We start from the raw sequence: 12,927 nt of genomic DNA, 5'->3' as shown, positions 1-12,927 counted from the left end.
GTCAGTTTAATTAATAACATAACGAGAAAGAAAATGAATCGTAACAACGATCGGCTTAACCTCGAGAGCTCAACCAATAAAATCGACACCAACCAAGCGTCCATCGCTTGTTTTCTCAACTCATTAGCCAGAGAAAGTCAGTCAGTACAATTACTGCGCAGTGACGATGGTCAGCATACGTATCAATTGTCGCTGTCAAACTCACAAACACTTCATATCCCTCTGCGCTATTTTTCAGCCTTGGGCAGCCATGAATACCAGCTCCCAGCCCTGCTACTCAGCGGCGATGAAGTGACGGCGCTGACGATAGAACAACTTGTCGACACTATCGTTAACGAACCAGCACTGGTTGGCATTATCAGCGAAGAGCAAAAAGCCATTTTTACCAATCGAGTTTTGGAGAGTCTGGACAACACCGCACAAGCGATTGCGCATTCACCTTATCAACAACAGCTATTTAGCCAACCGCTTGACTTCAAAACCGCAGAGCAAGGTTTGTTGATTGGTCACTCATTCCACCCAGCACCAAAGAGCCGCGAACAGTTTAGCCTGAGTGACGCTAAGCGTTACTCACCCGAACTCGGCGGCCAATTCAAACTGTTCTGGCTTAGCGTCAATCAAGAGATCCTGACAACAGGTAGCTCGGCGGAGATCAGTTTTACTCAACGCCTACATGACCTTGTCGCACACGATGCCGTTCTGGCTGATGCTCTAAAAATCGCACAGCAACAAGACAGGTTATTGCTTCCCGTTCACCCATGGCAGTGGCATGTCATGGCAGATAACGCCTCGATTAAAGGTTATATCGCCACTAAGCAAATTGAGAACCTCGGCCAACTGGGCGCCACTTGGTACCCTACCTCGTCAACTCGCTCGTTATATGCGCCGAGATTACCTTACATGCTTAAGTTTTCGCTCAGCGTTAAACTGACCAACTCCATTCGTAATCTATCGTTTAAAGAAGTGCTGCGTGGCACAAGACTCAACGATTTATTCCAACACCCTGAACTGGCGCAACAACTGGGTAATGGTCAAGATTTTCAACTAATGCAAGAGCCGGCGTTTATCGGTCTCAAAGATTGCCACGGCGAGATTATCGACGAGAGTCTTGTGGCATTTAGAGACAATCCTCTGATGGACAAACCAGCTCAAGAAGCCGTGGTTCTAGCAACGCTCACCCAGCAAAATCCGTATGGCGGCGCAAGTTTAGTGGCCGAACGCATTAAACACTATGCCGAGCAACAGGGGCTGCCTACCCACCACGCCGCCACACGCTGGTTTGATGCATACTGCCGTCATGCTGTTGCGCCTCTGTTTGACTTACAAGCCAACTGGGGCATCGTCTTTCTTGCCCACCAGCAAAATATCGTGATGCAGTTAGAGCATGGCTTCCCGGTCGGAATGTACTACCGCGATTGTCAGGGCACCGGCTATACCGACCTCGCCTTTAAGCGCTTTGGCGATAAACTCGGTGATGAAAAAGAGGCGCTTGAGAACTACTGGAACCAAGACAAAGTACGCCGCTACTTTGCCTACTACCTGATCATTAACTCAACTTTTAATGTTATCTCCGCCATCTGCGCTCACTTGGATGTTGAGGAAAGTGAATTAATTGAAATTCTCTACGATCACCTTGATGCACTACTGAAAAGCGGAGTAAAAGATGATCTCTGCCTGCGCTATGTGCTCTCGAGTGACGCGCTGTGCTGCAAAGGTAATTTCTTTTGCTACCTACAAAACTTTAACGAGAATTCTATCCCAGATCCTGCCGTTATCTATTTTGATTTGGCCAACCCTTTGGCTCGCGTTAAGGAGGTGACTCATGCTTGAGTTCAATACCTTTAGCTACCACGAACAACCTCAAGCTACGATTGAGCTGACGCTACACGCTAGTGACTTAGTCTGCTCTGAAATCGGCGCACAATTGGTGCGAGATATCGATCAACTTCTAAGCCAATTTAAGCAAATTGAAGCGCTTAAAGTGATCAGCCACGATCGCGAAATTCTGCAGTGGGTAAACACGCTACTCCCTTTGGTCGAACAACAGGTATCACGCCAAGCTTTTTACCAATTGCCGCTCGTTTGGCATCAACACCCAACGTCAAGCGGCTTCCCACAGCAGCTCGTTCAATCCAACAACCAATACCGCCATCACCCTTTACGTCCGCCTATGCCACAAGGCCAGGTGTATCAAAGGGATGATTTTGATGCCGAACTTAACGTCAGCTTTCGTGTAATTGAATTAGAGCAAGATCTGGCCCGTTTTACCCGCTGGATGAACGACCCGAGAGTCGCCCACTTTTGGGAGCAGGCTTGGAGTGAAGAAAAACTGGCCGAGTTTATTGAACAGCGCCTTGCAGACCCGCACATTATTCCATTAATTGGTGAGTTTAACGGCCAACCCTTTGGTTACATTGAAGCCTATTGGGTTGCCGAAGACCGACTTAGCCCATATTACGATGTGCAAGACTTCGATCGTGGTATCCACCTACTGGTCGGCGAGCAAGCATTCAGAGGCCCTAAGTTCTTTAACGCTTGGATGCGTGCGATTAGCCACTACCTGTTTATCGATGATGTGCGCACTAACCGCATTGTGCTCGAGCCGCGGGCGGATAATGACCGTCTATTTAATCGCATCTTGCCACTGGGTTATCAAAAATGTTTTGAGTTTAATTTCCCTCATAAACGCTCGGCGCTGTTGATGCTAAATCGCCCAACATTCTTTACGGAGCAGTGGTAATGGAATCGTTCGCCTTGCACAACTATTGGACGTTAGCCAACCAAAAAATGGTCGGCAAAATCCTCAGTGAATTCGCTTACGAACAAGCGTTTCGCTTTGATGTCACCGGCTCAGGCTATCAACTCAAACTCGATAATGGCACTCAGTATTGTTTTACCGGCAGTGGGAACATCTGGGGGCAAGTGATGATTGAGCCTACCTCGATCACTCGCGACTCAGACAGTGAGCCTAACCAACCAGTTTCAGCGGCATTATTGATGCGCGATCTTCAATCACAGCTATCAATGTCTGATGAAGCCTTGGCTGAACACCTTGAAGATCTTAACGCCACGTTGCTTGGCGACTGTCAATTAATCCATCGTAAACAAGCGATGACTGCGCGAGATCTGGCATTTTTACCCTGCGAGCAGCAACAAAGCTACTTTGACGGTCACCCCAAGTTTGCCTTCAATAAAGGGCGTCGAGGATGGGGTAGCGATGACTTGGCAAAGTATGCCCCAGAAGCACAACATGCCTTTCAATTAGGCTGGGTTGCGGTGCACTTGTCTATTTTGCAACGTGCAACTAATGACCACGTTGGCTGGCAAGATCTGCTCAACTCTTGCATTGCTGATGATGAACGAAAGCAGATGGACAGCCAATTAGCCGCACTGAATGTCGATATCAGCGAGTATGGCTATATCCCCGTTCATCCTTGGCAGTGGAACCAAAAGCTGTCAATTCTGTTTGTGCGTGAACTGGCCGTTAAACAGCTGGTTTACTTAGGTGAATTTGGCGATCGCTTCTTGCCTCAGCTGTCATTACGCACCTTAAGCAACGTTACGCGCCCTGAAAGCTACGACATCAAATTGCCGCTAACCATCATGAATACCTCGTGCTATCGCGGTATTCCAGGTCGTTATATTCTCGCCGGTCCAACCGCCTCCGACTGGATTGATGACGTATTCAAGTCAGATCCACTCTTGGCACAAAAACAAGCGCAAGTCTTGCAAGAGCCTGCCGCCGCCTTTGCTGCGCAAGCTGACTATGCCCTGTTACAAAACGCACCTTATCGTTACCACGAGTTGCTCGGTGTCATTTGGCGTGAATCTGCCGCCTCAAAATTACAATCGGGTGAATGCGCGATCTTAATGGCAGCCTTGATGGAGAGTGACAACCAAGGCCACTCGCTGATTGAGCAGTACATTGACGCTTCCGGTTTAAGTATCGAAGCATGGCTGAGCAAACTGTTTGATGCCGTGGTGATCCCTTATTACCACCTGCTGTGTAAATACGGTGTCTCACTGATCGCCCATGGCCAAAACGTCACCTTAATACTAGAAAATAACGCCCCTAAACGCATTTTACTCAAAGATTTCCAAGGCGATATGCGCTTGGTCAGCAAAGATTACCCTGAACAAGCGTCTTTGGATGATAGCGTCAAAAAGGTCACTGTCCGTCTCGATGAATCATTAATTATTCATGATTTACAGACTGGCCACTTTGTCACCACATTACGCTTTATTTCACCATGGGTGGCCAAACTAGGCTTCTCTGAGCAGCAATTTTATCGCTTGCTTGGCGACCGGCTTAAAGCCTACATGGCCTCTCATCGTGAGTATCAACACCGGTTCGAGCAATTCGACCTATTCAAACCGAAAATTTTACGCATCGGCCTTAACTTAGCCAAGTTGCGCCATAGCACGGACGCCAGTACATCGAGAATGTTACCCGATATAGATGACATGCTCGATAACCCGCTGTTCAAAGCAATGGACGACAACCATCAACGCTAATTAACAACATAACTATAAATTTAGTGCTTAGTTAAGCCGCCATTAAACCAAGAAAAGGATTGTTCTTATGGAACACACTAACAACGTCAAACTTGATCTCGCCGGTGTCGGCGTCGGCCCATTTAACCTCAGTATCGCGGCACTACTTGCAGATAAGCCACAGATTTCATCACGTTTTTTTGAAAGCCGTGACTACTTTGCTTGGCATCCAGGTTTGCTTCTGGATAACACCCATATGCAAACCATGTTCTTGAAAGATTTGGTCAGCGCTGTCGATCCGGAAAGTCGCTACTCGTTTCTTTCTTACTTGGTTAAAAACAAGAAATTTTATCGTTTCTTGTCTGCTGAGCTGCAATGTATCAGCCGCCACGAATTCTCGGATTACCTTGCTTGGACGGCTAACCAACTCGAAAACGTTCAGCTCTCAACCCGTGTTGAACAGATAGAGTACACTGGCGATGCATTTAAACTGCATACCAACCAAGGTAGCTACCTCGCCGACAACCTTTGTATTGGCACAGGCAAAGTACCCGCAATCCCTGAATGTGCCAAAGCGCATTTAGGCCAACGCGTTTTCCACGCTGCACAAATTGGCCTTGGTGAGCATGATTTTAGCGGTAAACGCATCATGATCGTTGGCGGTGGTCAAAGCGGCGCAGACATCTTCATCAACGCGCTGCAACACAAATGGGGCAAGCCAAAATCCCTCGATTGGCTCTCACGTCGTGCCAACTATCAGCCACTTGATGAAGCCGCGTTTACCAACGAGTTCTTCACCCCTGATTATGTCAATGCCTTCGTTAATTTAGATTCGCAAGTAAAGCGCAATGAGATTACTCAGCAAAAACTCACTTCTGACGGTATTACTCAAAAAGCACTACTCACAATTTATCAAGAGTTGTATCACCGCTTTGATGTCCTCAAAGAAGAGAAGTGGGTCAAATTATTACCACATCGCACCTTAACTCAGATGAATGCTGTCGGCGGCGCATTCAAACTTACCGCCAGCAACGCACTAGACCAATGTTTAGAGACGCATCAGGCCGACATCGTCATTCTTGCGACCGGGTTTGAAGCGCCCAGCCCTGCATGCTTAAGCGCCATTTTGCCTCTGCTCGATCTTGATCAACAACACCGATATCAAATGACACCTGACTTTGAGATCAAATGGGAAGGCCAACAGCGCAATAAAATCTTTGCGGTTAATGCTGGTATGCACAGCCACGGCATCGCTGAGCCTCAACTGAGCTTAATGGCTTGGCGCAGCGCACGCATCATCAATCGCTTAACTGGCCAAAACCTGTTCGATACGGATTCAGGTCAGGGCATGATTGATTGGCTCTCGCCTAGTACGCAGGCACAGCAACTGGTCGCTTAGCCAAACACCTTTTTGTCACTCACTGTGATTGAGTGGGTGACGTTTCCACCCGCCCAACGAGCGAGCTGGTTCGTAAACAGCCAGTCGTGGGCTCATTACTACTATAAACATAGAGAAGAAAATGAACGTTAAGAAAGGAAACTTGCTACTGTCTACGACGGCGATTGCTGTCGCCAGTGCAATACTCACCCCGCCCGTTGCCGCCCAAGAAGCGACCTCATTTGAAGAGATGGTGGTGGTCTCTAGCCGCACACCGAAAGCGATCAGCGACATTCCCGGCACCGTTTGGTACATCGACTCGGAGCAAATCGAGCAAGAGTATCGCGGTGGCAAAACATTAGGCGAAATCCTAGCGACCTCGATTCCCTCTTTAGACATCAGCAGTGGTGCACGCACCAACTACGGTCAAAACCTACGTGGACGCAAAATGTTGGTGATGATTGATGGAGTGTCTCTGCAATCATCGCGTCAGATCAGCCGTTACATGGACTCTATCGACCCATTTAATATTGAGCGAATCGAAGTATTGTCTGGTGCCACCTCTATCTATGGTGCTGGCGCTTCCGGTGGTGTCATCAACATCATTACTAAAAAAGCCACCGGCCAAGAGCTTGAATTTGAGTCTTATGTCGGCGGCTCTTCTGGTTTAAATTCAAGTGAAGATTTTGACTACAAGCTGGGACAATCGATCTCTGGCGGCAATGACAAAGTCACCGCACGCGCATCGGTAATCTACACAGAAACCCAAGGCTATTTTGATGCCAATGGTGATATCGTCACACCGGATATATCACAAGGTTCGCTGCAATTTAACCAAACCCTTGATTTCATGACTACCGCCAACGTGAACATTTCTGACACCAAACAGCTCAACTTGCTGGCTCAGTACTATGATAGTCAACAAGATTCGCCTTACGGCCTGTATATCGAAAACGGTGATTTTGTTGATGTAAGAAAAGGCTTTGACTCAGATCGCGAGCATGGCACAGAACGCATGATGTTGAGCGCCTCTTATGTGGATGAAGCCTTCGTAGGTCACCAACTTATCGCTGAAGCGTCATACCGCCAAGAAGACCAAACCTATACCCCTTACTATCAATCTTCTGGTCAGCAAAAAACCGATGTCCTGTCACTGAAAGTTGCGTTAGCCAAAAAGTTTGAGCAACTTAACTTGGTTTACGGTATTGATGCCTACCAAGACAAACTCGACAGTAACCAAGCTCTTTATGATCCGACCATCGCGAATAACTCGGGGAATTTAATCAATCGCACCTACGCACAAGTTGGCCGCTACCCAGGGGTCGACGTCGGTTCAATTGCAGGCTTTGTGCAGGCCGATTACGCCATTACTGAGGATTGGTCGATTGAAGGGGGATTCCGCTATCAACACATGATCAACAAGATCGATGATTTTGTCGGTTACCAGCAACAAAAGAAAATTGCCGCAGGTAATGGCACCACGGCCGATGCAGTACCGGGCGGTGAGACCGACTACAATGTAGGTCTATTCAATGTCGGTACTATCTATCATCTGGATAACAACTCGCAGATTTGGGCAAACTTTTCACAAGGTTTCGACCTCGCCGATCCCGCCAAATACTATGGCCAAGGTGACTACACCCAAGTGGGTGATCACTGGCAGCTGAACGATAGTATCAATGTCAACGAATCAAAGATGTCTGGTATTAAAACCAACAGCATAGAGCTAGGTTACCGATTAGATAAAGCGGGCTTTAACTTGCAAACTGCCGCTTACTATTCGCTCTCTGACAAATCGGTTAAGTACAACAAGAAAACGCTACTTATCGAAGAGCTAGAAGATAAGAAACGTGTTTATGGGCTAGAAGCCATGGCATCTTACTGGGTGCATGACAATATTCAACTTGGCGCTTCAGGCCATTATGTCGTCTCAGAGATCAAGGGCGATAATGGTTGGCAAGATATGACGGCTGGCGAAGCGAGTACTTCAAAAGCAAATGCATGGGCAGGTTGGTATGACAACGAGCTGGCTGTCAAAGTACAAAGTCAAACCATGTTTGATTACCAAGATGATGCGCAAAGCAAGCTTGATGGTTACACCATCTTTGACCTAGTGGGTAGCTACCAACTTCCTGTCGGCAGTTTAGGCTTTGGTATTCAAAACCTCTTCGACAAGGATTACACCACCATTTGGGGACAAAGAGCTCAGATAGTTTACTCGGCTCACTATGATGCAGCGGCTTACGATTACAAAGGCCGTGGCCGCACCTATACATTGAACTACCAAGTTAAATTCTAACTTAAACAACAAAACCGCCCTCTTGCTTGGGCGGTTTATTTTTGACGATATTTAAAGCTGAGCTATGGATTTACAAGCTTTGTGCGTGGCTAGGCAGAAACACTTCGCCCAACATACAGCGCACACTGCCACCACCGATATTCTCGATAGTCTGCACGTTAAATGGCAGCAATTTACCGTGACTGGCTAACTGAGCCAACTGCGCAGGAGAAAACGCTTCAAATGCTGACTGAGACATGGCAATTACCTTCTCACCATTAGCGGCCTCCAGTTGCAAGATATTGCCACAGAACCGATTCATCTGCTCAAGTGAAATTGAGATGACCTGCTTATCTTTGGCTAATGATTTGAGTACAAAACGACGTTCAAACTCTGGGATCACTTCATCACAAATAACGCAGAAATTTTCACCAATCGCCATCATGACATTGGTATGGTAAATCGGCTTGCCTGAAGGCAGTGCGGTTTGAAAAGAAACCACCCGTTGATAGCCGATACGCTCGGCGTAATCTTCAAGCACTTCTCTATCACAACGCTGAGAAAGCGCCGCGTAAACCGTCTTGTTGAGGTGGTCTTTGACCATCACCCCCGTGCTTTCGAGATGCGCATCTTGCTCTAAGTAAGACAACAAATTATCTTGCGTTAAAACAGGGCGTCCAGCCAATTCTAGCGCCTCAACTAATGCACTGGTTTTGACTTCTTGTTGGCGGTTTTCACATACCATCGGAAAAGTGTATAGACGACCATCTGCCGTAGTACTAAACCAGTTATTAGGGAAAACAGCGTCTGGCGTTTCAATCTCACCTTGAGGGTAATCAAACACCACCACTTGCACGCCCGCCTGGCGTAATTCACCCACCATCGTGTTGAATTCTTGCATCGCTAGTTGGCGGATGTGGCCAGTGGTGTCATTAATTTGGTGTTGAAATTCATTGTCTTTGGCCGTTTCAGCATTAAAGGCAAACTCTTTAGGAGGCACCATCACCACACAGTTAGCGTTTTGCACTGAAGACCGTTTAATTTCTAGTATGGTTTGCTGTTTCAACATTGTGACAAACTCAATTAATCTCACTCAATAAGGCCAATTGTAGACATAATGTTAAATAAACATTTACTGAAGTTGACGCCTAAAGCCACTCACTTTCAGCAAATATAACTGTTAAATAAAGTAAGTTAAGTTAATTTAACTGAGTGATAAATTTAACAATCAAATGAAATGGATATTATGCATAGAAGGGAATAATAAACCGGTTACATTTGCCAAGCCGAAGGGTTACCATATCAAAGCCCTTCCTATTAAGGACGAACGCATGCGCCTGTCTGGCGCTCTATTCTCATTGCGTGTTTAGGAAAAACATATGTTTAAGAAGTTTGAAGGTTTTACTCAGCCTTTCCCCGAGCAAGACCCTGGCCAACCGCCATCGGGTATTTTTGCATTTTGTCGTTACTATACTCGTGGTTTCGAAATCCCACTGTTAATCATGTCGATTATGGCGACTATTGTCGCCGTGGTCGAAGTCTCTTTATTTGGGGCGATGGGTAACTTAGTCGACTGGTTGTCTAACAGTAACCCAGAGACCTTTTGGCAAGAAAATCATCGTGACTTGATTTTCTATGGGGTGCTATTACTGGTCGTGATGCCAATTTTGGCCATCTGTTACTCATTGCTGGTTCATCAAACCTTGCTCGGTAACTACCCAATGTCGATTCGTTGGTTAGCACACCGCTACTTGCTCAAACAGAGCTTGAATTTCTACCAAGATGACTTTGCTGGCCGTGTTGCGACAAAAGTGATGCAAACCTCACTGGCCGTGCGTGAGACCGTGATGAAAACCATGGACGTATTTGTTTACGTTAGCGTCTATTTCACCTCTATGGTAGTCCTGTTAGCCCAGGCCGATTGGCGCTTGATGATCCCTATGATGGTATGGCTAATTTGTTACGTCTGTATTCAAGTTTACTTTGTGCCTAAGTTGAAAAGCGTGGCCTCAGAGCAAGCCGACGCGCGTTCAACCATGACCGGGCGTATTGTTGACAGCTACACCAATATCGCCACCGTTAAGCTGTTTTCTCACAGCAAGCGCGAAACCGAGTACGCCGAAGAAGGCATGAGTGGTTTTCTAGACACCGTTTATCGTCAAATGCGCTTAGTGACTGGGTTTGATGTTGCCGTTGAAATCACTAACTACATTTTAGTGTTCTCTATTGGTGCCCTCTCTATCTACTTGTGGATGGACAATTCCATCAGCATCGGTTCGATTGCGATTGCGATTGCCCTTGCACTACGTATCAACGGCATGTCGATGTGGATCATGTGGGAAGTCGGTGCGCTGTTTGAAAATATGGGTACCGTGGTTGATGGCATGAAAACACTGTCTAAACCGGTTGATATTGAAGATAAACCCAATGCGAAACCATTAGTTGTTAACCAAGGTAGCATCGAATTTGAAGATGTTAGCTTCCATTATGGCGATGCGAGTAAAGGGGTCATCAACAAGTTAAATCTTAATATCAAACCGGGAGAAAAGGTCGGCTTAGTCGGTCGCTCTGGCGCGGGTAAGTCTACCTTGGTCAATCTGTTGCTGCGTTTTCACGATGTTGAAAGCGGCAAAATCAAGATTGATGGTCAAGTTATCTCTGACGTCACTCAAGACTCACTGCGCAGTAACATCGGCATGGTGACTCAAGATACCTCACTGCTCCACCGCTCAATTCGTGACAACATTCTTTACGGCAACCCAGACGCCTCAGAGGAAGATCTGCTGCGCGCAACCAAACAAGCGCACGCGCATGAGTTTATTGAAACCTTAAGCGATCCGTTTGGTGGCATTGGCTACGATGCGCAGGTCGGTGAGCGCGGTGTAAAACTCTCAGGCGGGCAACGTCAGCGTATTGCGATCTCGCGAGTCCTGCTCAAAGATGCGCCGTTGTTGATTCTCGATGAAGCAACCTCAGCGCTCGATTCTGAAGTAGAAGCCGCGATTCAAGAAAGCCTCAATGAATTGATGCAAGGAAAAACCGTGATTGCGATTGCACACCGCCTATCGACTATCGCAGCGATGGATAGGCTCATCGTGCTCGATAAAGGAGACATCGTTGAGCAAGGCACTCACCAAGAGCTAGTGCAACAAGGTGGTATCTACGCCCAACTTTGGCAGCACCAAACGGGTGGTTTTATTGGTGATCAACAAGACGCCAAACAGAGCGCCTAAGCTTTAAAATTAGTCAAAGCCAGTCGACCTTCGACTGGCTTTTTTACCTCAGAAGGGTTTAGTTTGTGGCTGAAAGCTACGTCGCTACACGTCGCCAAGCTTGATAAAATGGGATTGATAATACTTCGGCGTCACGGCAATTTTCTTTTTAAACTGGCGTTGGAAGTGGGCTTGATCAGAAAAACCCAACGTGTGAGCGATATCGGCAATCTGATGTCCAGACTTTAGCATCACTTTAGCGCGCTTAATTTTTTCATCCATCAGGTAGGCGTGAGGAGGCAAACCATAATAGTGTTTAAACGCACGCAATAGCTGGTATCGACTCATTTGCGCTTCTGCCGCTAACTGTTCGAGTTGATGAACACGCGTCACATCATCAAGTAACGTCTCATGAACACGTTTAAGCCGTGGGCTAGGTGCCTTTATGGTTTCATCACTTCGCTGACCAAACGCCGCCTCAATAAAATCAAACAGCCGAGTTTGAACCTCTAGCGCACCGACTTCTGCTTGCAGATCATAAAAAAGCGCGCGGTATCGCTGACCAACGAGTGGACTGCGATCCAACGCAACACGAAATGGCAGATAGTCTTGGCGATGCCCACCGTCACTGCATGCCATCACTTCTTGTTGCATTTGTCCCATCTGGCCACTATCAACAAATAACATGCTGTATGACCAAGTCCCCCTCTCTGGATTGCATGAATGGACATCGGCCGGATTAATGGTGACGATATCGCCTTGACCTATATGATGATTGGTGTGACGGTTACGATATTCAGCGCGCCCACTATCAATGATGCCAAAAGAAAACTCGTCATGTGAGTGAGCTTGGTAACAGGCATTACTCTGATTGGCGACTCTGAGCTCTACCCAAGGTAACACCGTGCTTTGTTTAAAATGTGCGCTGGCGTCTTTTTTCATGCACAACTCCCTTTGTGCTACTGAATCCAGATAATGCTAACAGATGCAGCCAAGACAATCGCCATGGTACGATTAAAAAGTTGTAATCGGCTCGGCTTAGAAAGGAAGCTGGCAAACGCTCGGCCAGTTAATGCCCAAAGACCAACACCAATCAAACAGCAGACCAAGGACACCAAGGTAAAAATCCACAACCACCATTGCGGCTCTGCTTGACCAAGCACATAGAGGCTAACACCAGACATCGCGACCAACCAAGCTTTCGGGTTGAGTAACTGAGTCAGCGATCCGACCCACCAGCCAGACGTCAGCGCTGACGGTGATGACAGAGCGTTAACTGGTGCGGTAAAAATTTGATACGCCAAATAAAGTAAAAACAGACTGCCGAGCCAACGAAGGACCTGATGCAGCACAGGCACCAAATTAACCAAGTATTGCATCACACTGCCGGATAGAAACACCACCATCGCATAAGCCAATGACGCCCCCAGCACCAACTTGAACGCTTCTCCACTGCCTCTTTGCACCGCAGTGGTGGTCGCAATTAAATTAACCGGCCCTGGCGTTGCAGCGCCAACTAGCGCGAAGGCTAACATGCCCCAAATTATACTGCTCATCTGTGTCTC

General features: G+C 47.2%; 9 protein-coding genes. 6 read left to right on the top strand and 3 right to left on the bottom strand.

The genetic code is table 11. The features are described from left to right. Positions 1-33: 33 nt before the first annotated feature. The 5 genes from BS19_RS04025 to BS19_RS04005 all read left to right on the top strand — a co-directional run bounded on the left by BS19_RS04025 (position 34) and on the right by BS19_RS04005 (position 8,171). Positions 34-1,830, top strand: coding sequence for an IucA/IucC family protein (locus BS19_RS04025; protein WP_038173493.1), 1,797 nt, complete (start codon positions 34-36; stop codon positions 1,828-1,830). After that, positions 1,823-2,740: a GNAT family N-acetyltransferase gene (locus tag BS19_RS04020; RefSeq protein WP_038173492.1), complete on the top strand. Its 918-nt coding sequence runs from the start codon at positions 1,823-1,825 to the stop codon at positions 2,738-2,740. The genes BS19_RS04025 and BS19_RS04020 overlap by 8 nt, the downstream gene beginning before the upstream one ends. Next, complete coding sequence (locus tag BS19_RS04015) at positions 2,740-4,515, top strand: IucA/IucC family protein (RefSeq protein ID WP_038173490.1); 1,776 nt, start codon at positions 2,740-2,742, stop codon at positions 4,513-4,515. Before BS19_RS04020 ends, BS19_RS04015 begins: the two co-directional genes overlap by 1 nt. A gap of 67 nt (positions 4,516-4,582) precedes the next feature. Further along, on the top strand, positions 4,583-5,893 hold the full coding sequence (locus BS19_RS04010) for a lysine N(6)-hydroxylase/L-ornithine N(5)-oxygenase family protein (RefSeq protein ID WP_038173488.1): 1,311 nt from the start codon (positions 4,583-4,585) through the stop codon (positions 5,891-5,893). Positions 5,894-6,014: 121 nt separating this feature from the next. Then, positions 6,015-8,171, top strand: a complete 2,157-nt coding sequence (locus BS19_RS04005; protein ID WP_038173486.1) for a TonB-dependent receptor — start codon at positions 6,015-6,017, stop codon at positions 8,169-8,171. Between the two features lie 70 nt (positions 8,172-8,241). Here BS19_RS04005 and BS19_RS04000 read toward each other — a convergent pair whose 3' ends face one another. After that, positions 8,242-9,219 carry an arginine deiminase-related protein gene (locus BS19_RS04000; RefSeq protein ID WP_038173485.1) on the bottom strand — a complete coding sequence of 326 codons (978 nt, stop codon included), beginning with the start codon at positions 9,217-9,219 and terminating at the stop codon, positions 8,242-8,244. Between the two features lie 310 nt (positions 9,220-9,529). Here BS19_RS04000 and BS19_RS03995 point away from each other — a divergent pair, with 310 nt between their 5' ends. Beyond that, entirely contained in the window at positions 9,530-11,383 is a 1,854-nt protein-coding gene (locus BS19_RS03995; RefSeq protein ID WP_038173483.1) for an ABC transporter ATP-binding protein, read from the top strand. A gap of 84 nt (positions 11,384-11,467) precedes the next feature. On the opposite strand, the gene BS19_RS03990 is transcribed toward BS19_RS03995, so the two are convergent. Next, positions 11,468-12,304: a helix-turn-helix transcriptional regulator gene (locus tag BS19_RS03990; protein ID WP_038173482.1), complete on the bottom strand. Its 837-nt coding sequence runs from the start codon at positions 12,302-12,304 to the stop codon at positions 11,468-11,470. A gap of 17 nt (positions 12,305-12,321) precedes the next feature. After that, complete coding sequence (locus BS19_RS03985; RefSeq protein WP_038173481.1) at positions 12,322-12,918, bottom strand: LysE family translocator; 597 nt, start codon at positions 12,916-12,918, stop codon at positions 12,322-12,324. Positions 12,919-12,927 lie beyond the last annotated feature (9 nt).

The organism is Vibrio pacinii DSM 19139 (genome assembly GCF_000711795.1).
Taxonomy (GTDB): Bacteria; Pseudomonadota; Gammaproteobacteria; order Enterobacterales; family Vibrionaceae; genus Vibrio; species Vibrio pacinii.
This window is presented reverse-complemented; position numbering and strand designations above follow the sequence as displayed.

What these genes read in the sequence shown, in the direction of transcription:
- BS19_RS04025 (WP_038173493.1), top strand. Translation starts at nt 34, where the DNA reads ATGAATCGTAACAACGATCGGCTTAACCTCGAGAGCTCAACCAATAAA.
- BS19_RS03985 (WP_038173481.1), bottom strand. Translation starts at nt 12,918, where the DNA reads ATGAGCAGTATAATTTGGGGCATGTTAGCCTTCGCGCTAGTTGGCGCT.
- BS19_RS04015 (WP_038173490.1), top strand. Translation starts at nt 2,740, where the DNA reads ATGGAATCGTTCGCCTTGCACAACTATTGGACGTTAGCCAACCAAAAA.
- BS19_RS04005 (WP_038173486.1), top strand. Translation starts at nt 6,015, where the DNA reads ATGAACGTTAAGAAAGGAAACTTGCTACTGTCTACGACGGCGATTGCT.
- BS19_RS03995 (WP_038173483.1), top strand. Translation starts at nt 9,530, where the DNA reads ATGTTTAAGAAGTTTGAAGGTTTTACTCAGCCTTTCCCCGAGCAAGAC.
- BS19_RS04010 (WP_038173488.1), top strand. Translation starts at nt 4,583, where the DNA reads ATGGAACACACTAACAACGTCAAACTTGATCTCGCCGGTGTCGGCGTC.
- BS19_RS03990 (WP_038173482.1), bottom strand. Translation starts at nt 12,304, where the DNA reads ATGAAAAAAGACGCCAGCGCACATTTTAAACAAAGCACGGTGTTACCT.
- BS19_RS04000 (WP_038173485.1), bottom strand. Translation starts at nt 9,219, where the DNA reads ATGTTGAAACAGCAAACCATACTAGAAATTAAACGGTCTTCAGTGCAA.
- BS19_RS04020 (WP_038173492.1), top strand. Translation starts at nt 1,823, where the DNA reads ATGCTTGAGTTCAATACCTTTAGCTACCACGAACAACCTCAAGCTACG.